The organism is Mucilaginibacter myungsuensis, assembly GCF_015222005.1.
Classification (GTDB): Bacteria; Bacteroidota; Bacteroidia; order Sphingobacteriales; family Sphingobacteriaceae; genus Mucilaginibacter; species Mucilaginibacter myungsuensis.
On the sequence record NZ_JADFFL010000001.1, the window covers coordinates 539,636 to 559,402 of the forward strand.

17 protein-coding genes are annotated in these 19,767 nt (G+C 46.6%); 6 read left to right on the plus strand and 11 right to left on the minus strand.

The annotated features are described in order from the left end of the window. Positions 1 to 68: 68 nt before the first annotated feature. Positions 69 to 1,931 carry an MGH1-like glycoside hydrolase domain-containing protein gene (locus IRJ16_RS02260; protein WP_194109888.1) on the minus strand — a complete coding sequence of 621 codons (1,863 nt, stop codon included), beginning with the start codon at positions 1,929 to 1,931 and terminating at the stop codon, positions 69 to 71. 281 nt (positions 1,932 to 2,212) lie between these two features. On the opposite strand from IRJ16_RS02260, the gene IRJ16_RS02265 reads away from it, so the two are divergent. Both IRJ16_RS02265 and IRJ16_RS02270 read left to right on the plus strand, forming a co-directional pair. Next, positions 2,213 to 4,645 carry a penicillin acylase family protein gene (locus IRJ16_RS02265; protein WP_194109889.1) on the plus strand — a complete coding sequence of 811 codons (2,433 nt, stop codon included), beginning with the start codon at positions 2,213 to 2,215 and terminating at the stop codon, positions 4,643 to 4,645. Between the two features lies 1 nt (position 4,646). Beyond that, positions 4,647 to 4,988 carry a hypothetical protein gene (locus IRJ16_RS02270; RefSeq protein WP_194109890.1) on the plus strand — a complete coding sequence of 114 codons (342 nt, stop codon included), beginning with the start codon at positions 4,647 to 4,649 and terminating at the stop codon, positions 4,986 to 4,988. A gap of 87 nt (positions 4,989 to 5,075) precedes the next feature. Here the strand turns inward: IRJ16_RS02270 and IRJ16_RS02275 are convergent, their stop codons facing one another. The 8 genes from IRJ16_RS02275 to IRJ16_RS02310 all read right to left on the minus strand — a co-directional run bounded on the left by IRJ16_RS02275 (position 5,076) and on the right by IRJ16_RS02310 (position 12,493). Further along, a complete protein-coding gene (locus tag IRJ16_RS02275) occupies positions 5,076 to 7,733 on the minus strand; it encodes a TonB-dependent receptor (RefSeq protein WP_194109891.1) in 2,658 nt (885 codons plus the stop codon). After that, positions 7,730 to 8,746: a GLPGLI family protein gene (locus tag IRJ16_RS02280; protein WP_194109892.1), complete on the minus strand. Its 1,017-nt coding sequence runs from the start codon at positions 8,744 to 8,746 to the stop codon at positions 7,730 to 7,732. The genes IRJ16_RS02275 and IRJ16_RS02280 overlap by 4 nt, the downstream gene beginning before the upstream one ends. 189 nt (positions 8,747 to 8,935) lie before the next feature. Continuing rightward, complete coding sequence (locus IRJ16_RS02285; protein WP_194109893.1) at positions 8,936 to 9,544, minus strand: RDD family protein; 609 nt, start codon at positions 9,542 to 9,544, stop codon at positions 8,936 to 8,938. Positions 9,545 to 9,643: 99 nt separating this feature from the next. Continuing rightward, the gene (locus IRJ16_RS02290) at positions 9,644 to 10,624 is read right to left on the minus strand and encodes a LiaI-LiaF-like domain-containing protein (protein ID WP_194109894.1); all 981 of its coding nucleotides are present in this window, start codon (positions 10,622 to 10,624) and stop codon (positions 9,644 to 9,646) included. 21 nt (positions 10,625 to 10,645) lie between these two features. Next, positions 10,646 to 11,185, minus strand: coding sequence for a PspC domain-containing protein (locus IRJ16_RS02295; RefSeq protein ID WP_194109895.1), 540 nt, complete (start codon positions 11,183 to 11,185; stop codon positions 10,646 to 10,648). A 39-nt stretch (positions 11,186 to 11,224) separates the two neighbouring features. After that, the gene (locus IRJ16_RS02300; protein ID WP_194109896.1) at positions 11,225 to 11,929 is read right to left on the minus strand and encodes an SDR family oxidoreductase; all 705 of its coding nucleotides are present in this window, start codon (positions 11,927 to 11,929) and stop codon (positions 11,225 to 11,227) included. 31 nt (positions 11,930 to 11,960) lie between these two features. After that, positions 11,961 to 12,290, minus strand: a complete 330-nt coding sequence (locus IRJ16_RS02305) for a type II toxin-antitoxin system PemK/MazF family toxin (RefSeq protein WP_194109897.1) — start codon at positions 12,288 to 12,290, stop codon at positions 11,961 to 11,963. Beyond that, complete coding sequence (locus IRJ16_RS02310) at positions 12,275 to 12,493, minus strand: DUF2281 domain-containing protein (protein ID WP_194109898.1); 219 nt, start codon at positions 12,491 to 12,493, stop codon at positions 12,275 to 12,277. Before IRJ16_RS02310 ends, IRJ16_RS02305 begins: the two co-directional genes overlap by 16 nt. A gap of 194 nt (positions 12,494 to 12,687) precedes the next feature. Between IRJ16_RS02310 and IRJ16_RS02315 the strand changes: the two genes are divergently transcribed. Both IRJ16_RS02315 and IRJ16_RS02320 read left to right on the plus strand, forming a co-directional pair. Then, on the plus strand, positions 12,688 to 13,419 hold the full coding sequence (locus tag IRJ16_RS02315; protein WP_194109899.1) for an MlaE family ABC transporter permease: 732 nt from the start codon (positions 12,688 to 12,690) through the stop codon (positions 13,417 to 13,419). Beyond that, positions 13,416 to 14,168, plus strand: coding sequence for an ABC transporter ATP-binding protein (locus IRJ16_RS02320; protein ID WP_194109900.1), 753 nt, complete (start codon positions 13,416 to 13,418; stop codon positions 14,166 to 14,168). Before IRJ16_RS02315 ends, IRJ16_RS02320 begins: the two co-directional genes overlap by 4 nt. A gap of 51 nt (positions 14,169 to 14,219) precedes the next feature. Here the strand turns inward: IRJ16_RS02320 and IRJ16_RS02325 are convergent, their stop codons facing one another. Continuing rightward, a complete protein-coding gene (locus IRJ16_RS02325) occupies positions 14,220 to 15,050 on the minus strand; it encodes a DOMON domain-containing protein (RefSeq protein WP_194109901.1) in 831 nt (276 codons plus the stop codon). A gap of 342 nt (positions 15,051 to 15,392) precedes the next feature. On the opposite strand from IRJ16_RS02325, the gene IRJ16_RS02330 reads away from it, so the two are divergent. After that, complete coding sequence (locus tag IRJ16_RS02330; RefSeq protein ID WP_194109902.1) at positions 15,393 to 16,277, plus strand: class I SAM-dependent methyltransferase; 885 nt, start codon at positions 15,393 to 15,395, stop codon at positions 16,275 to 16,277. 186 nt (positions 16,278 to 16,463) lie between these two features. Next, a complete protein-coding gene (locus tag IRJ16_RS02335; RefSeq protein ID WP_228079750.1) occupies positions 16,464 to 17,501 on the plus strand; it encodes a hypothetical protein in 1,038 nt (345 codons plus the stop codon). 93 nt (positions 17,502 to 17,594) lie between these two features. Here the strand turns inward: IRJ16_RS02335 and IRJ16_RS02340 are convergent, their stop codons facing one another. After that, positions 17,595 to 19,733 (minus strand): sensor histidine kinase, encoded by a 2,139-nt coding sequence (locus IRJ16_RS02340; RefSeq protein WP_194109904.1) that lies wholly within the window; start codon positions 19,731 to 19,733, stop codon positions 17,595 to 17,597. Positions 19,734 to 19,767: the final 34 nt, after the last annotated feature.

Consider the following 19,767-nt stretch of genomic DNA (forward strand, 5'->3'; position numbering starts at 1 on the left):
GTAAAAATTAAAAACCCATGTTATCCTATTACAAACATAGGATAACATGGGTTTTGATTTCCTTCACTCTACTTCTTCAACAACACTCGCAACGCCTTATTCAACTCGGCTTGTTGGGCTACCAGTTTGCCATCTACCCAAACACATAGCCTGCTTTGTTTACCAGCTACATTGGGTTGCCAGTCGGCTTTGTAAACGATGTCAACATCGTGGCCGTGGTAGCGCAGGTTGCCCAGGTAAAAATGGTCCCAAGTGTTTTCGGGTAGCAGCGGGTTGATGGTGAATTCATCATCAAGCGATGACTTAAAACCTAAAAGGTCCTCGATGATGATATCCGGGAAGGTAGAGTGGAAATAGTCCTGCTCGCCGCCAAAGGTTTTGCCATCGCTTGGGATATACCATTCGCCAATGTTCAGTTCTTTTTGGCCGTGCAGGTTAGCCAGTTTTTGGATATAATCATACAGCAATTGCTTTTCGGCAAGGGTGCTGGTCTTTTTATAATTACGCAGGTAATTGGCGTAACCCTTAAACACCACCGAATTCTCGAAAGGCCAACCGCGACCATTCCAGGCATAAGCGCGTTCGTTGTAGTATGGATGTTGTTGCTCGGCGGTGGTCATGCCCGATATATTATAGAAACCCTTGCGTGATTTGAACATATCCCAGGCCTTGCCGTATTCGGCGTATTTATCGGCAGGTATGGCATTAAAATACCAGGGTGTGTAACCAACGGATTCACGCACGCGGGCTTCATAGTCGCGAACGCCAAATTCGTTATCACCTGCGGTGTACGAGTTAAAGAATTGGTCTTCTTTATTCCATAGTACGTTCAGCATTTTTTCTTGCAGGACAGCTGCCCTCCTACCGTATTGGGCAGAGCGGCTGTATTTGTAAATGGCCTTCTTCCCTGCCTCATCGATCCTTAACAGATCGGACAGGGCCCTTAAATTGCCGTACATATAACTATTTAAAGACGGCCGGGCCAGGTAAAGATCAGGGTACCCACCACGGAAAGCCTTAGGATACTCCTTAGCCTGTGCCGAATTAGCGGCAACGCCGGTAGTATTCCAGCCCAAATAATATTGGCGCCAGTTATCGGCCGTATAGAGTGAATAAGCGCCTTCGCTTTTGATCAGCCCCAGAACTGCTGATAGGCTGAACTCCATGCCATCGTACAGATCCAGTACCCTGTACATGCCCTGCGTTTTGCTGTTCGGCGTTTTAATGGCGAACAAGCTATCCCAGATCTGCTGATGTTTTTCCATAGCGGGAAGCATGCCATGCAACCACGCCTTATCGGGGTGTATCTTGTAAAACGCCTTGGTGCCGTCTATCATCCAACTGGTAAAATGCACGCTTTCGGGACGGCTAAGGTAGGTTAGGAAATTAGCGTTCTCGCGTTGGTTAAGTTTGCCTGCGGATCCGCGCATCATATATTCGGCATACGACTTCAGGTACTTATCATCGCGCAGCCAACGCACATCATAAAACTGTTGGCCGGCCGGGCAAGTGATCGCGCCGCTCAGGGTTGCCCAGGGCTTCACCCCGAAGAACTCGGTCACCACCCAGTAGTTCTTATTATCGTAGGGGTCTTTATATTCTTTCAGGTGCTTACTCATCATCCACCAGCGGTAGTTGTAAACCTTGCTAATGGTATCGTCAGAGCTGATAAATAGCGGCGCATTCTGCAACAAAAACTGTTTATTGTTGGTAGCATTGTAAGGCCCGTCGGATGCAGGGCGGTTCTTGTAGGTATTGAACTCGTCGACATTGGCACCGAGTTTATCCAAGGCTTCTTTTTTTAGACGGCTTAGTTCGGCATTGTAATTTGGCTTGGTCTGCGCCAGCGCTGGTGTTTGCGGCGCGGCCAGTAAGCTAACAAGCATAATGATGCCCGCGCTTTTGCCCAATACTTTCAAAGGATTATTCATGTGGTAAATAAATAGTTGTTGAGGTTGGGAGCCAAAATTAGGAAATTATGCGAGGAATGCGTTAGTGGGCCAACATGTTAACCACACCGATCTACCCCTTATCAAAGTTGCTACCAAAGCACTGTCTGTGGTTTTCCCCTATTTAGGGGAAGGCAGCGGCCCTGCAATTGCACTCGTTTACACAAGGGGTATTGTACGATAAATGATCACCCGACCTGTTACATTTTACATTCCGCCCTGCAATAACTAACTTGCTGCTTTCAACCATACGCTTAAGATACATGAGGGCTACCAAAGCTATAATATCCGTATTGGCTACCGCGGCGCTGATCGTTGGGCTGGAGGTAAAATGGAGCGCGGACATACCGGCCATTGCACCTTTCCTAAATCCCGCCAACGGTTTTTGGCAAAATGGCGACAGCAAACACATCATCAAACAACGCGAACTGAAGCTGGACGGGCTGCAGGGCAAAGTGATCATCCGTTACGATGAGCACATGATCCCCCACATTTTTGCCGGTAACGATCACGACCTATATTACGCCCAAGGCTACGTGACCGCCACCGACCGCCTGTGGCAGATGGACATCCAAACCCGCAGCGCATCAGGCCGTTTAGCTGAAGTTGTTGGCCCGAAAGCTTTGGGTATCGACCGTCACCACCGCCGGATGGGGATGGTTTACGGGGCCGAAAAGTCGATCAATGAGATGATGAAGGATCCGAAGCTAGAGGTGATGATCCAAGCATATACCGATGGTATCAACGCCTACATCCATTCCCTTTGGCCGCGCGACTATCCGCTGGAATTTAAACTACTCGGTTACAAGCCCGAAGCGTGGAAACCGATAGATTGCGCCTTCCTGCTCAAACAAATGACCGAGACCCTGGCCGGCGGGACGCAGTCGCCGGAGATGACCAACGTGCTAAGGAAATTTGGCCCTGACACCACCAAGGACCTGTTCCCCGACTACCCATTCCGCGAGGACCCGATCATCCCTGAGGATACCAAATGGGATTTTCAGGCCCTACCCTTGCCCAAAGCATCTGCTGATCTGCTGACCACTTTGGTATCGCCCATCGACCCTCAACCCAAAGTTGAAGGCCTGGGCAGTAATAACTGGGCCATTGCCGGCAGCAAGACCAAAAGCGGCTACCCTATTTTAGCTAATGATCCGCATTTGAATTTAACCTTGCCGTCGATATGGTTCCAGGTACAACTGCATGCGCCGGGCATTAACGTAAATGGCGTATCCATCCCTGGCGCGCCGGGTGTTATCATTGGTTATAACGATAAAGTTAGCTGGGGTGTCACCAACGTAGATGCCGATGTGCTGGATTACTATCAGATAAAATTCCGCGATAGCAGCCGTAACGAGTATTGGTACAAAAACAAATGGAACAATACCACCAAACGCGTGGAACGCATAGATGTACGTAACGCTGAGACCTTGTTCGATACCGTTGTGTACACCCACCACGGCCCGGTGGTTTACGAGACACTTGCCCAACGCCCGGAGTTTAAAAACAACGTGCCGGTGGCTTGCGCCGTACGTTGGATAGCGCATGAGCGGTCTAAAGACCTGCTGGCCTTTTATCTGCTTAACCGCGCCCAAAACTATGATGATTACCGCACGGCCTTAAGCCAATACTCCGGCCCGGCGCAGAACTTTATTTTCGCTTCGGCTGATAAAGATATCGCCATTACGGTCAACGGTAAATTCCCGTTAAAGTATAAAGATCAGGGTAAATTTATTTTAGACGGCAGCAACCCTAACGATGACTGGCACGGCTGGATACCCTTTGAACAAAACCCGACGGCTAAGAACCCGGCGCGTGGTTTCCTGAGTTCGGCTAATCAGTCGTCTACCGATACAAAATATCCTTACTATCTCAACTGGAGCTTTGTTCCTTACGAGCGTGGCAAACGCATTAACGAACGCCTTAGGGTTATGACCGATGCTACGGTAGACAGCATGCGATCTATCCAAAACGATAATTACAGCATTATGGCGCAGGACGCCTTACCAATGATGCTGGACCTTCTCGGCAAGACTAATTTAAATGCAGATCAGCAGATCGTGCTTAACCATCTTAAAAAATGGAATAAGTATTACGATGCCAATTCGTTAGGGGCAAGCATCTTTGATACCTGGTGGCACAAATTTTACGGCATGATTTGGGATGACGAATTCGGTGGCGACGGACTTGTACCGCCATCACGCGACAGGACGGTGAAATTGCTTTTAGGCGAACATTCATCTAAATGGATCGACAATATCAAAACGCCTGAAAGGGAAACCCTGCCGATGCTTATCGTCAACTCTTACAAAGCCGCAGTAGATCAACTTTATAAAAACCACGGCAAACCCGGCGAAGCCTGGGAATGGGGCCGCGTAAAGTCTACCTATATCAACCATCTGGGCAACGTGCCGGGCATGGGATTAGGTAACTTCATTGCAGGCGGCTACGGCTCATCAGTAAACGCGCTGATAGACGGTCATGGCCCATCGTGGCGCATGGTGGTGCAAATGGGGCCGACGGTGCAAGGCTACGGTATTTTACCGGGCGGGCAATCGGGCAATCCCGGCAGTGTTTATTTTAACGATATGCTGCCTACCTGGCAAGCAGGGCAATTACAGCCGTTGGTATTCCTGCATTCGGCTACCGAATCGTCTAAACGTATCGTATCAACTTTAACCCTTAGCAGCAAGTAATATGTTATTTATTATTGTACTGATATTGACCCTGATAGCTGGCTTTGTTGCCCCGTGGTGGGTGGCGGCTATCATTGCTTTTGTGGCGGCCTACTTTACCGGTCGCCGCCCGGGGACATCATTTGTGGCCGGCTTTTTTGCCGTGCTGATTACCTGGGTAGTGCTCATTTTGGTAAAAACCATTCCTAACGATCACGTTTTAGCCAGTCGCATAGCCGTCTTGCTACATCTACCGGGTTGGACCATGTTGTTGATCGTGACCGCCATTATGGGCGGCATTGTGGGCGGCATGTCAGCCATGTCGGGGGTGTTGGTGAAGCAGGCTGTTAAGGGCGATAAATAAAGCCTCCCCTTCCAACAAAAAGATCGCGCCTCAAAAGTTTCTGCTTAGGCAAGCGAGAAACTTTTAAGGCGTGATAAAGACTTCGTTTTATAAGGTGAACATCACCTTACCTAAAATGATCCTGCCCGGGATACGGTAGGTGCTTGACGTGTAAACGTTGGCCGATAGATAGACCGCGCTGTAGGTTTTGGTATCTAACAAATTCTGCGCCGTCAGTTCCAGATCTATTTTGGCTTTCTTGAATTTGTATCTTAACGATGCATCGGCAAAGGTATAGTTCAGATCGTTTGCGCCCGGCTGGTGGGTGTAATAATGATCGCCCGACAGACTGGTAAAAAAGTTATCCAGCGGGTTGTAATTAATGGTTGCCGATTGCTGCAAACGCTCAAAACTGGCGGTATTGGCAATAGCCGATGATCTGCTGTTGGTACGCGTATAACTGCCGCGATAAGCAAAGTTCACCCTGTCAGCGATCTTGGTATCGGTACCAAAGCCTGCCGTTTGTGATATGGTGGTGAAAGGCAATGTCACACCATTTTGTAACTGGTTAAGCTTGCTGGTAGTGTAGCCTAAACTGGCGCTGAAAGTGGTACGCAGCCCAAAAGAATACTTGCTGATGTTACCACCAAAATTCCAGGCATCCATTTTATTGTCGAAAGGCAGTACCACACGTTGCGATATATCATTGCTTAAAACAGTAGAGCTTATCGTATTAGCATACTGATGGTTATACGATGCCGTCAGCCCGAAAAAGAACAGCGTGATAGCTTTGCGATAATTGAAAGATAAAGCAGCTGTCTGGCTTTGGCGTTCGGTCAGGTCGGCGTTGTTGGCGCTTAAATTACGGTAGTTGCTTAAGATAGTACCACGGTAAATATCCTGCATGCCGCCTATCGAGTTACGGAAATTATAGCTGGCGGTAATGTAATTTTCGATACCGCTTTGGAATTTAACGTATGCCTGCGGATCAAAATACAAGCGCGTCAGTTCCTTCTTCAATTGATATTGCAGATCGCTATACCGGGTCTCCATCAGCGTCAACGGTAAGGATACGTTCACTTTCCACTTTTGGCCCGGGTAATCAAAGTTAGCCGAGGTGTAAACCCTGTCACGGCGCCAATCAACATTATTAACAGACGACATAGAGAACGGGTTGGCGCTGCCGTCCAATTGCGTAACGGTCAGATCCGATGTCAGGTTCTGCTTGATCGCGCCAAAGCCTGCACGGTAACTTTGTGTGATGCCGCCATTGTTAGGAATGCGGTAAGACACATAATTATTGGTAGACCAGTTGGGGATGTTCAACCTTTGCGCAAGCGAGCGGTAAGGCAAGCTATCATTAAATACCCCAGGGTTATGGTTAGGGTCTATCAGCAAACGCTCAGGTTCGTTAGAGTGATTGAGCGTGCTGTACAATTCCCAAATGCTACCATTTTTCAAGGTGTTCATCATATTGAACGTGTTGGTCAGGTTCAACTGGTTATCGGTAAAATTTTGATTCACCGGTCGGTTGTTCGCTACCAATCCAGAGAGTGCCGAATTACGGATATAGTCGGCGCTGAAACTATTGTTCAGATAATATTTGGCGCTGTTCACGTTGATCAAAAACTGGCTGCGCAGGGCATCCAGGCGACGGTTGTTACGCTGCGTCTCAGAGAAATTGATGATGCTATCCCTGTCTATGGTCTGATTCTCTTTACTGTAATCCTGGCGCTGATCATCTCGCAGGTAGGATATGTTGGCCCGCAACTGCACGTCCTTTTTAAGGTTGAACAGGTTATTCAGATTGGCCAAACCCGACTTATTGAACAGGTAACGGTTACGCGGCAGATCAGGGTCGCCGGCCGTACCTAAAGATAAAAGCGTGCTCGGCGCATCGGCACCGGCCGAGAAGTTGTGCGATATCAGGTCGCTGCTAATGTCATTACCTACGTTATTACCTTTAAGGTAATTGATGGCCTTGTATTTATCTTTAAATGCCATGGCATTTAGTTCGCCGTAGTAGTTGCCGGGCAAACCAGCGCCGACGGTCTCCTGCCCTATCAGTTGCACTTTGGCATCCTTTTTCATGGTCAGGTTAATGGCGACGTCCTCACTTACCACCTTATCCTTCAGCATTTTGATGGGCTGATGATTTTCCATCACCTGCACCTGATCTACCACGCCATTGGGGATACTACTGGTCGCGATGTTATACTTGTCATCCAGCAGGTTATCGCCGCCGATGTATAGGTTTGATATCGACTTACCGTTGTAGCTGATCTTGCCGTTCTTATCTACATCGATACCCGGCAGTTTCTTGATCACATCGCCGATCACCCTATCCTGCGGACTGCTGAACTCGGATACCTTGTAACTAATGGTATCGCCGCTTACACGCAAACGCGGGTTCTTATCTTTAATGGTGACCGTTTTTAATTGGTTTGATGCGCTGCCCAGTTTAAAAATATACGGCGTAGTAAGACTGGTGACGGCACGTACCTCTTTTTTAAAGCCGATGCTGCTCACTTCTAACTGCAACTTGCTCTGATCCGCGTCAGCCGGGACTGCAAGCGTGAAAGCGCCCTTATCGCCGCTTGTGGTATAGGCTATGATCAGGTTGCCGCTTTTCAGGTTTACGCTGGCAAAGGTGACTGGCTTACCCAGGCTATCCAAAATATTGCCTTTGATGCTTTGCGCATGGCAAAACCCAGCCATTAGCACCCATACAATAGATGCTATGGCCGATCTTAAAAGGTGCCTCATTTTTTCTCGGGCAGTTCTAACGGATTGTTGATCTCGGAAGCGCCGCCCGCACCCGGGCCTGCACTAAAGCTCACGCTACGTACCGAGCCGCCACCGCCGCCTGCCGAGCTGCCCGAAACAAAGTTGGTGGTACCGCCGCCGCCCGATGGCGCTACCTGCATACCTGCCGCCGCCATTTGCGACTTGGCAAAACCCTGCGGGTCTTTTTTACGGGCCTCTTCCAGGTTGGCAAACTCTTTAGGGCTGGCACGCACGCCCTCTTTGGGCAAAGCGATCAAGTTTGGATCCGCATTAGGGTCGTCGCCACCAATAGTGAACATCCTCACTCCTCCCTGTCCCATGCCCGGGGCCGGAGCGGCTGCCTCGGTGGTTGCCGGTTTCTCACTTGGCTTAACTTCTTCTAAACTTTCAAACTTAAATTCTACTTCTTTTTTGCTGTCGTAAGCCTCCACGATCAATCCCGGCAAACCGTTCAGTTTCCACGGACCTGCGTGGAAAGGTACATCCGGGCAGAACCATGCCGTATAGTCTCGGCCTTTAAAACGACCGGTGGCTTTTTGGCAATGTAACGATCCAAAGCTGGCGGTATCCGCAGTGATCTTCCAATTGATCTTCGGCATATCTTCTTCGATCAGATAGGTCGTCATGATCACCGGCTCTTTACGCACCATCTTGTTTTTAGCGGCGAACTGGAATATCTCTGACCGGGTAAGCGGGCGGGTGCTGCTGCCTTTAATGTTGATCTGGCTATTGCCACGTTGCTCGGCCAATTGCTGCTCCATCTGTTTACGCATCAACGCATCCTGCAACTTCTTATCGTAGCTGCGGTACACGCTTGATGTTTGGCCTAAGAACAGCACCATCGCCTCGGTATAAGGCTTATCTTTTTGAGTTGTATCGCGCAGGTGGGTGAATTTGTAGTTCACTACGGCTTGCGCCATCTCTGCGTCTTGCGCCTTTGCCGACAGTGCAGCCAGCGACGCGAATGCTAAAGTGAGTAAAGTATTTTTCATGAATATTTTAGTTTGTGTTGGGTATTTGGTTAACCGTTTAAATTATAATTCAAATATACGAACGGTTCGTAAGTCTACGAATTAGTCGTAGACATTTTAACATCTTTTAACAATTGGAGGATTTGTCTATTGTTGAATTATTGGATGGTCAACTTACTGAAACGGTGAGCATTGGATAGCGTCAAGGTACTAATCCAGCCTGTCTTTGATCACCAAGGTTTCGGCGACCATATCGTGCAGGCATTGGCGTTTCTTATTCAAAAAAAGTAAGATATAGCCGATGGGAAATGTTAACACCGACAACAGCTTTGCCAGGTTACGGGCAAAGGCTTTTGCTTTATCGATAGGTTCGCCGTTGGTATCGCTAACCCTTATTTTGAGGATCTGCTTACCATAAGTCCCCTGCTTTGCCGAGCCTTCCATCACCACATGGTAAATAAAGTAGGCCAACGGGATAAATACCAATAAACTAACCGGCAGGATGAGCCTGACCATCTTATTCTCGATAAAAAGTATTGCCACAAAAGCCGGCACCACGAACCAGGCCATCACGATGAGCCAATCTATCACGCTGGCCAGCATCCGCTGATCAAAGCCACCAAAGTACTGCGGCAAAACGATCTGCTTACGGAAACCGAACAGTTGGCGCAATTCGGCCACTTCGTGCGCTTCTTTGTAATCGGACATGCCGTCGGTACGTACAAAATCAGTTGGCCTGATACCACGCTGTTTAAGCTCGTCCATATCGAACGGGCCTTCGGGTTTACCATTAATTACCAGCAGGTATTTGTTATCCATCGCACCGCTAAATTACAAAAAAGGCCTGCAAGACCTAAGTCTGCAGACCTCACTATTTTTTTACTTTTTACTTTTAACTTCTGACTTAAGACTCCCGACTTAATACCTGGTCACTTTAAATTCCGACACCCCGCCATCAAAACTAATGATGATCTTCTTTTTAGCGGCGGCATAACCTTCACTCTCGTAGTGGTTATCGTCTATTTTATGGAAGCCTTTAAAGTCTTTTGATGACAGACCTGTATTAGTGGTGATCTTGCAAGCCGCATCCATTGGCACGCTGATACGTACGCTGGCTGCGCCGGTGTTCACATCAATACGGGTAGTATCCAAAGGCTGGCCTAATTTCAGTTTGAAAGATGCTGCACCACCGTTAAGGTCAAGGTTGCGCACTTTAAATTTGGTCAGGTCAAAGTTCATTTCGGCTGCACCGGCTTGTACGTCCACGTCCCAGATCGGTGTAGTGTTCAGTTTGATGTCTACCGAGTTAGCCTTGTTTTTACCAAAATTGAATTTGGTGTTTTTATTGGTGCTGAATTTGAGGTTATAAACCGAATCCAGAGAGTTAGAGGTGAAGAAATAACCACCGGTGTACTCTTTGGTATCAGCCTGGAACAATTGAGCCGTGCTATCGGCAATGGTATATCCGGCCGCGCCGCCTTTCACGCTCAGCTTAACTATCTTGGCATCAGCATGGAACGGCTCTATAAAGCTGTTCAGCTTGGCTGCTTTGCCGTCGCTGTCGTTATCGTCAAAATCAAATTCGAAACCGTCGTTATCATTATCGTCGCTTTTGAAATTAAAGTGCGGTACGTTGTTGCGCCATCCCTGGCGGTCGTTCTCGAAACGGCCAAATACCAATACGAACAAGCCCAACACAACCACACCGATCTTAAGGGCACTCGCCCAACCAGAGCGATTGTTAGCGAAGATAAGGTTGATACCGGCAATGACCACAAACACCGGCCATAACCTCAAAATGCTCCAAAAATGCAGGTGGATAACACCAAAACTACTTAGTAAAAATATGACGCCCAGGCAGATCAGTATGGTACCGGGGACTAATTTATCGTGTCTCATGATGAATGATATGCTAAGGGGTTAAACAGTTGGGTTAGTATCGTCGGTTTTAGGGGCTTCGGGCTCGTCGGCTTTAAAGCTATCTTTAAAAGTATCCTTTTTTTCCCAGTCCTTTTGCTCCCAAGGTTGTTCTTTTTTACCGCTGAACAGTACGGCTACACCGACACCGATCAAAATAACCGGCCAAACGTAACGGAAATCAATATCAGGGATGATGTCGAAATTATCGAACAAAAATCCCAGACCGATAACCACCAGGATAGCACCTACGATAACCGATGCTGAAGAGGTTTTTTTAGGCTGATTGAATACCGGCGGAATAGGCTCGGCACCGAACGGCGGAACGGTATAATCTACATTGATATTGGGGATACCGTAAGGTTTTTTAGGCAACACCGCCCAAAGCACCAGGTATAGCACTACGCCTGTACCTTTTAAAATTAAAGCTAATAAGAACAATACCCTCATTACGGATACGTCGATACCAAAATATTCGGCTAAGCCGGCGCAAACACCACCCAATGTTTTGTGGAGGTCGTCGCGATATAATTTCTTTTCCATGATCGTTTTTAAAAATTGAGTTAAAGTTTTGCTTTGTACTTATAACTGGCCGAACACAGGTTTTATAGTGATCTGATCAACATTTGCTCCCGGGCTCATGCGATAGGCATTGACAATTGCCGATGCGATATCGTTGGGCATGATGAACTTCGCGCCATCCACCGCTACCCCGTCCCAGGATGATGTCAGTGTCGACCCCGGGATCACCGCGGTCACTTTAACACCATATTGCTGTAATTCTAACCTCATTACGTTATTAAGACCCAGCAACCCAAACTTTGTTACACTATACATACCGGCATTTGTTACAACATCTATCGATGCCGACGAACAGATATTAAAAATGTGCCCTTTGCGCTCCCTGATCAGGCTTTTACCGAAGTACCGATAAAGCTCGTAAGCAGGCAGCAGATTGGTATTCAGTAGTTTCTGAAAAACATCATCATCGTCATCTAAAATACTGGTAGGCTGATAGATACCGGCGTTATTGACGACCACATCGATAAAGCCCAACGTTTCTTCAGCCGCTTTAGCAAAGGCTTGAATGTCTTCCTTTTTACTTACATCGGCCTTAACAGTCACGATGTTAGCATTGGCATTTATTCCTAAAAGTTCTGTTTTAAAAGTATCCAGTTCAGCTTCGTTCCGGCTGCAAATAGCCAGGTTAAAACCTTCTTTTGCGAATGTTATGGCGATAGCGCGACCCATACCACGGGTAGCGCCGGTTATTAATGCGTTTTTCATGAATAAAAAGGTTGCTGTTCGATATTCCCACTTAGGAGAACAAATTAACAAGAGTTTTTGTAACGGCAGCTATTACACCAGAATTTGCTGTGGCGGCTTTGCGGATGATCATCTTTTTATCGGCCGTAAATATCCTTGATGGCCGGATATTAGACGCAACGGGAAGCGTACCGTTTACAAGTTCAGCGGCAGTTAAACCTATCGCATAAGCATCTGAACTTTGTTGACTGGTGATCTGGCATAGGATAATATCATCCCCTGGAAGGTCCTTCAAAACGAACGCTGGGCGACGTTTACTGCCCGAAAGATCAGAAAAAGGAAATGGGATAACAACGATATCGCCTTTTACAAATCCTGCCATGCCGCGTCCTCTTCTTTAGTTAACCACTCTTTAGCTAAAACTTGTTCAGTTGCGAAATGCGTGAACGGCAGATCATCAGCAGGTTTGACACGCAAAGGCTCATCAATAGCGAACGCTATCACTTCCACGTCTTTACCTATCAATTCTTCAGGGACATCAATTGATATCTTGCTGCTACTTGGCTTAACTATCGTACGTACCATAAACAAATATACTAAAAGCTCAGGATATGTTTTGACCTGGTGTTTACGATAATTTAGTTGCCTCCGAAAACAATTAGGAGCAAACATCAATTATGTATGCGATAAGCAATACCCGATTATTATAAAAATAACGTTATTTTGGTCGTCTTAAGGTTTATCTTTAAAGCTGAAATTATTCAACAACTATACACTACATGTTCACAGCCCTTGGCAAATACATACTTCTGCTTCGCCTAAGCTTTAAAAAGCCCGAAAAGTTCAGCGTTTACTGGAACGAGGTAATGCGCGAAATGGTCTCTATCGGGGTCGGTTCTTTAGGCATCATCTGCATCATCTCCGTATTTATCGGCGCGGTAGCTACTATCCAGGTAGCATTCCAATTGGCCAGTCCGCTGGTACCTAAAAGTATCGCCGGTAGTATCTCGCGAGATTCGACAATATTAGAATTCAGTCCAACTATTTCAGCGCTGGTCTTGGCCGGCCGTGTCGGATCCAGCATCGCGTCAGAGATAGGCACCATGCGGGTTACCGAACAGATAGACGCGCTGGAGATCATGGGGGTTAACGCGCCCGGTTTCCTGATCGCACCTAAGATCATTGCCGGTATATCCATGATCCCTTTACTGGTGATCATATCGGTTATATTGGGTTTAAGCGGCGGTTACATCGCTTGTTTAGTGACCGGCAGCATTGCCCCGGTAGAATATATCACCGGTCTGCAAGATGGTTTCGACCCGATCATTGTTACCGTTTGCGCCGTTAAATCGGTAGTTTACGGTTTCCTGATCACGTCTATCTGTGCTTACAACGGTTTCTATACCGAAGGCGGTGCTTTAGAAGTTGGCCAGTCTGCCACTCAGGGCGTTGTTTATAGCTGTGTTATGGTTTTATTTGCCGATTTAATGGTCTCAAGCTTGTTATTATGATCGAGATCAAAGACATTTTTAAAACCTTCGGCGAGAACGAGGTATTGAAAGGCATTAGCGCCCAATTTAAACCGGGAAAGAACAACCTGATCATTGGCGGATCCGGTTCAGGTAAAACCACATTGCTGAAATGCATCGTAGGGCTTCACGAACCGACCAAAGGAACAGTATCTTTTGACGGGCAAGAATTTACGTCGATGAACTTCACCGAGCGCGTACCCATACGCAAAGAGATAGGTATGCTGTTTCAAAACTCGGCCCTATTTGATTCGATGACGGTTGAAGAGAATATTATGTTCGGCCTGAATTTGTTTACTGATCAAAGCCGGTCAGAGAAACTCGATCGTGCCAATTTTTGCTTGGATCGTGTTAACCTGAAAGATCGTAATAAACTTTATCCTTCAGAATTATCAGGCGGTATGAAAAAACGTGTGGGTATTGCCCGTGCGATAGCCATGCAGCCTAAATATCTATTTGTGGATGAGCCGAACTCGGGCCTTGACCCTAAAACCTCTATCCTGATAGATGAGCTGATCAAAGAGTTGACCGAAGAATACAACATCACCACCGTAGTAGTTACCCACGATATGAACTCGGTAATGGGTATCGGCGACCACATCCTGTTCCTGCACCAGGGCCAAAAATGGTGGGAAGGGACCAATAAAGAGATAGCCCATACCGACAATAAAGAATTGAACGACTTTGTATTTGCCAGCAAGTTTATGCAGGCGGCTAAAGAGAAGTTGTAAGGTCGATAAAACAAATAAGGTGATCCATTGGATCACCTTATTTGTTTACACTTATTTTTCTAAGGTATATTCTCCCCAAAGATCGGTAGCCGCATACATCACCGCGTTGGCTTTGTCGTATGCTTCCTGCATCAATTTATATCGGTTAAGATCGGCAATAGTGGCATTACTTGCCGGTGCATCAAATTTAAAATAATATCCCTCGTACCTATTAGGGCCAACATTTAAAGCGATCTGATAACTGAACTTTTTAGCATCAGCCGTGGTCATCTCTAAGGCTTTTAAAGGCACGGCTATTTCGCATGTATAAACTCCTTTTGTATTGAACAATTGAGCTGCTTTAACACCCAGTTCGTTATCCAAAGGGACCTCGTCGGCCATATTTTTCAACCCAACAAGCCTTATCGAATTTGCTTGCGCATTTATTTCAATATTGTTCTGCTGCATAGCAGAATCAGCTTGTGTTGCACTTAACATAGGTTTTGGCCGAGCCTTTTTGCTGCTCTGTAACATAGGGTGATGCTCTTTATATACCGGATAGTTGATGACCATAGCACCATTGCTCACCTTCGCGCCCGACTTTTGAATGGTAAATGAGATACCGCCACCCATTATTTTATTGACAGTAGTCAGATCAACGGTTTGTAGGACAAGATAAAGGTTGTCGTTATCGTTACTAATGGTGTACACAAAGTTTGCAGATGTATCGCGCGATCTTAGTCTCCCCTCCCATTCATTCGGCTTGCCGTCTATTTTTAAGTTAGCCGGTGCGCGCAATGGTTTCTGCTGAACGTTCGGTAACTTTTGGGCGCTGGTAGTCTTTATCATGCCCATAATTAACGCGATGGATAGAGCTGCGGTAGTTGTCAATAGATGCTTCATAAGGGTCTGGCTTGGGTTTATAACTATAAAATTAGGTATAGCCAGCCTAACATCCAAATTAATATCGAAAAATTATCCGCAAGCCTGAATGGATACACTTAATATGATCAGTATCAGCCAGCAGACCGTATGAGTTATGATGTGTTTACTTCGTTCGGCCATGTTGATCGGGATTGATGGCACTATAACTTTTGTATCGAAAGCCTATTACTTTTTAGGGCCGCTTTTAACATTCCTTAACAATTTAAGTGACCGTTGATCAGTGACCAGAGATCTGTTGTTTATTGTATATTTGCACAAAAATTTGACCGAGCACTGGTTAACTGATCACTGATCTCTGACATGATACAACTCCTTACCCCCACGCACTGGAAAGATTACGAACTGATAGATTGCGGCGATTTTGAAAAGCTGGAACGCTTTGGCAACGTCATCCTGATCCGTCCTGAGCCGCAAGCTGTGTGGGCTAAAAAACTGCCCGCATCCGAGTGGCAAAAGCTGCACCATATCAAATTTAAAGGCCGTTCGGCAACATCGGGCGAGTGGGTGAAGAAGAACGCCAACATCCCCGACCGTTGGCATATCGAATATAAAAATAACGACGCGGCAATCAAGTTCCGCCTGGCTATGACCTCGTTCAAGCACGTGGGTATCTTCCCCGAGCAGGCCGTTAACTGGGACTACATCTCGCAGAACGTAAAGCGCTTTAAAACACCCGAGCCTAAGGTATTGAACCTGTTCGCTTACACTGGTGGCGCATCGCTAATCGCCCGTGGCGCCGGCGCCGATACAACCCACGTAGACTCTATTAAACAGGTAGTTACCTGGGCTAACGAGAACCAGGAACTGTCCGAACTGACCAACATCCGCTGGGTGGTGGAGGATGCCCTGAAGTTTGTAAAACGCGAACTAAAACGCGGCAAGAAATACAACGGTATCATCCTCGATCCCCCTGCCTATGGCCATGGCCCTAACGGCGAAAAGTGGAAATTGGAAGATCACATTCTGGAAATGATGACCGACGTGGTACAACTGCTCGACCCTAAAGAACATTTCCTGATCCTGAATACTTACTCTTTAGGTTTTTCATCAGTGATCGTTGAGAATTTGATCCGTGGGGCATTCCCTCAGGTAGAGAACCTGGAGATCGGCGAACTGTATCTGCAAGCCACATCGGGTATAAAACTACCTTTGGGTGTATTTGGTAAGTTCTGCAAAACAATATAAGCCATATTGATATTAACACCCATATCATTCAAACATTTACCATTTCAGCACTAAACGACCATCGCTTTAACAATAAGTTAATTGTTGATAACTTTAAGCACAATTAATTATAAATGGTGCTAATTTGCGAGGGATGGGCTATCACAAACCCGATAATATTTAAATATGAAATTCAATAATACATCTATGTTAGCACCCCTATTGCTGGCATCGTTATCTCTGTTCACACACTGTAGCGAAGGCCCAAAAAAAAGTGATAAACCCACCGTATCGGGCACCCCGGCCGAAGCTGCGGCAGCTGCTCCGGCTGATACGATATCTAAAAAGACAGACTTCCCACCTATCGATAAAAAGTTATACGATTCTATCAATGTGCGCCATGCTAACGGCGATACATCGGGCAAGTGGCCGGTCAAAAAAGGGCCTTACCCACTGCCGGGCGCGGTGTTACCATTTAAACGTGTAATAGCTTATTATGGCAACCTATACTCTAAGAAAATGGGCATCCTTGGCGAATTGCCGCCTAACGAGATGTTGGCCAAGTTGAAAGGCGAAGTTAAACACTGGGAAAAAGCCGACCCTAAAACCCCTGTACAGCCTGCGCTTCACTACATCTGTGTAGTAGCCCAAGGTGATGCAGGTAAAGATGGTAAGTACCGCTACCGAATGCCGTTCAAACAGATAGACAGCGTACTAACTATCGCTAAAAAGATTAACGCGTTAGTGTTTTTAGACGTGCAAGTGGCCTTGAGCAACATCCAGACCGAGTTGCCACTGCTGGAAAAATACTTGTCGATGCCGCATGTGCATTTTGGTATGGACCCTGAGTTTTCTATGAAAGATGGTTCTAAACCGGGCAAAAAGATAGGCACTTATGATGCTGCCGACATCAACTACGTTTCAGGTTATTTAGCCGGCTTGGTTAAAAAGAATGGCTTGCCACCAAAAATGCTTGTTGTACACCGTTTTACTAAAAAGATGGTGACCAACACCCCGGGCATCAAACTACGCCCTGAAGTACAAGTGATCATGGACATGGATGGCTGGGGCGAACCTGAATTGAAAGCAGGTACCTGGAGGTACTTCATTAAGAACGAGCCGGTACAGTTCACCGGCTACAAATTGTTCTACAAGAACGATATCAAGAAAGCACCGCACCATATGTTAACGCCTGAGGAAGTCCTTAAATACAAACCGCAACCCAACTATATCCAGTACCAATAACGATATAGAAAATATACGAAAAAGCGCCAAATTTTGGCGCTTTTTCTGTTTTAAAACCACTTTTTGTTTGATGTTGCAAAACGCGCAACCATTCTATTGCAGATCTTTGGGCAACTTGATCACCATGGTGGTCCCCTGATCTGGTGCCGACTTGATCTTGATCGTTCCGCGGTGCTGCTCAATGATGCCGAACACGATGGACATCCCCAGGCCTGTACCCTCGCCAATATCTTTGGTGGTGAAGAAGGGATCGAAGATGTGCTGTTTTACCTCGTCGGTCATTCCCACTCCGGTATCTGTTATCTCTATGCAGATATGATCGGCCTCGTCCTTGGTGGCAATGATCAGGTGCTCGTTATGATGGACGGGCTTGGCCTTGATCGCCTGTATTCCATTATTGATCAGGTTGACCAGCACCTGATTAATCTTACCCGGGTAACAATTCAGCAAGGGTAGTTTATCCAATACAGGCTGTATCTCTATCTCGTACGGGATGGTACTGCGCAACAACACCAGTGTATTCAGGATAGCGCGGTTGATGTCGGTCGCCTTCAGCACCGGCTGATCGCTGCGGCTAAAGGTGCGCAAACTCTCTACGATCTCGGTAGTGCGGCTGGCGCCTTCCTCTATTCCATCTAACAGGGTGCTGATCTCGGTCTTTACAAAATCAAGATCTATCTTTTTAGCAAAGTCTTTGGCTTGCCTTTGCAGGTCGGTATTACCGGGATCATTGGCCAACTGTTCATGAATGGATATCAGTTCAAAAACTTCCTGTATATCCATCCGCAGCGGTTTAACATTGGCACTTACAAAGTTGATCGGGTTATTTATTTCGTGCGCTATGCCAGCCGTGAGCTGCCCTAACGATGCCATCTTTTCCGTATCCACCAGTTTGATCTGGGCGGCTTTAAGGTCCTCTATCGTTACCGACAGGTGCTTGTTACTGGCAATAAGTTCTTGCGTACGTTCTTTTACTTCGTTCTCCAATAAAAAATTTTGGTTGGTTATCAGGCGTTCGTTCTCGCGTGCAATAGCTAATGCCATTGTCTGCGATTCGGCATTTTGCTTACGATAAAAATTTATCCTGTCGGCCAGCGCTATCGAAAACATCACCAACTCAAATGCCGAACTATACAATATTACGTTGGCCGTTACATCGTTATACTGTATCAGGCCTTTATTACGGGCCAGGGTGATCAATACCGTAACAAAGAACACGCCCCAACCCAGCATAAAAAACTTGGCAGGCTTAAAACCTTTTAAATACAGGCGTATGCCAATATAAAGCAACACTACCGAATTGATGAGCGCCGCTGCTGTGATCAAGCTGTACGCCAAAGTGGTCTGTTTAAATATCACAGCAATAAGCGGCAAAGTGATGAAAGCGAACAGCAAATTGTAGTAACGGCTTTGCTTTTTAAGCATATTGCGTTTCATCTGTAAAAACTCTTGCACAAAAGCCAGGATAGCGTACCACAACAATATGCGCGATATCGGCACCAGATAAGCGTTGTAAGTAACTTTATTAACCGATATAAACGCAAGCCCCAACCCCCGCGTAAGCCATTGCGTAGCACCCAGAAAAACGATGTAGAACACGTAGTACAAATAGCTTTTATCCTTTACGATCACAAAAAGCATCAGGTTGTAAAAGGCCATAATGGCCACCATCCCTATAAAAAAACCAATGATCAAAGTATCGTTCTGGGCGTTCTCCTGATATAGACCGGCGCTGGTGACCGTAATGGGCATGGCCATAGAATCATCCGACCGTACGCGCAGGTAAACCACGGCTACCGAGTCGGGCAGAATAGGGCAATTGATCACCCGGCTAATATGCCCGTTGGTATTTTGTTTATCCTGCGTAAGGGATGTTAAATGGGTTATCGGCCCACCCTCGGCGCCGATGCTGTAGATCTCGAATCCGTCTATAACGCCCGAATTGATAGAAATTGGCAGATATGGCTCGCTGGTTCGGTTACGTAACGTAAATTTTATCCACAGCACCGAATCGGTATAATGGATAAATGGCAACGTAGTGCGGCTCTGATGAAAATCGGTACTAAAAAGTACGTCGTTGACAGACCTGTTGCCGTCAACATCTTCAAATTGAGTAAAATAACGTTTATCTAACCTTATTGCCTGGTTGTCGTAAACCGTTAGCGTGTCTGTTGCGTATGCACAGTATAAGTTAAAAAGTAGCGATACAGCAAGCAGGAGCAGTTTTTTCATTTATATGTAAAATGCCTTTAACAGCAATAATTTT

Excerpts from the sequence above, each read along its gene's own strand:
- IRJ16_RS02260 (WP_194109888.1), bottom strand. The coding sequence starts at position 1,931 with ATGAATAATCCTTTGAAAGTATTGGGCAAAAGCGCGGGCATCATTATG.
- IRJ16_RS02265 (WP_194109889.1), top strand. The coding sequence starts at position 2,213 with ATGAGGGCTACCAAAGCTATAATATCCGTATTGGCTACCGCGGCGCTG.
- IRJ16_RS02270 (WP_194109890.1), top strand. The coding sequence starts at position 4,647 with ATGTTATTTATTATTGTACTGATATTGACCCTGATAGCTGGCTTTGTT.
- IRJ16_RS02275 (WP_194109891.1), bottom strand. The coding sequence starts at position 7,733 with ATGAGGCACCTTTTAAGATCGGCCATAGCATCTATTGTATGGGTGCTA.
- IRJ16_RS02280 (WP_194109892.1), bottom strand. The coding sequence starts at position 8,746 with ATGAAAAATACTTTACTCACTTTAGCATTCGCGTCGCTGGCTGCACTG.
- IRJ16_RS02285 (WP_194109893.1), bottom strand. The coding sequence starts at position 9,544 with ATGGATAACAAATACCTGCTGGTAATTAATGGTAAACCCGAAGGCCCG.
- IRJ16_RS02290 (WP_194109894.1), bottom strand. The coding sequence starts at position 10,624 with ATGAGACACGATAAATTAGTCCCCGGTACCATACTGATCTGCCTGGGC.
- IRJ16_RS02295 (WP_194109895.1), bottom strand. The coding sequence starts at position 11,185 with ATGGAAAAGAAATTATATCGCGACGACCTCCACAAAACATTGGGTGGT.
- IRJ16_RS02300 (WP_194109896.1), bottom strand. The coding sequence starts at position 11,929 with ATGAAAAACGCATTAATAACCGGCGCTACCCGTGGTATGGGTCGCGCT.
- IRJ16_RS02305 (WP_194109897.1), bottom strand. The coding sequence starts at position 12,290 with ATGGCAGGATTTGTAAAAGGCGATATCGTTGTTATCCCATTTCCTTTT.
- IRJ16_RS02310 (WP_194109898.1), bottom strand. The coding sequence starts at position 12,493 with ATGGTACGTACGATAGTTAAGCCAAGTAGCAGCAAGATATCAATTGAT.
- IRJ16_RS02315 (WP_194109899.1), top strand. The coding sequence starts at position 12,688 with ATGTTCACAGCCCTTGGCAAATACATACTTCTGCTTCGCCTAAGCTTT.
- IRJ16_RS02320 (WP_194109900.1), top strand. The coding sequence starts at position 13,416 with ATGATCGAGATCAAAGACATTTTTAAAACCTTCGGCGAGAACGAGGTA.
- IRJ16_RS02325 (WP_194109901.1), bottom strand. The coding sequence starts at position 15,050 with ATGAAGCATCTATTGACAACTACCGCAGCTCTATCCATCGCGTTAATT.
- IRJ16_RS02330 (WP_194109902.1), top strand. The coding sequence starts at position 15,393 with ATGATACAACTCCTTACCCCCACGCACTGGAAAGATTACGAACTGATA.
- IRJ16_RS02335 (WP_228079750.1), top strand. The coding sequence starts at position 16,464 with ATGTTAGCACCCCTATTGCTGGCATCGTTATCTCTGTTCACACACTGT.
- IRJ16_RS02340 (WP_194109904.1), bottom strand. The coding sequence starts at position 19,733 with ATGAAAAAACTGCTCCTGCTTGCTGTATCGCTACTTTTTAACTTATAC.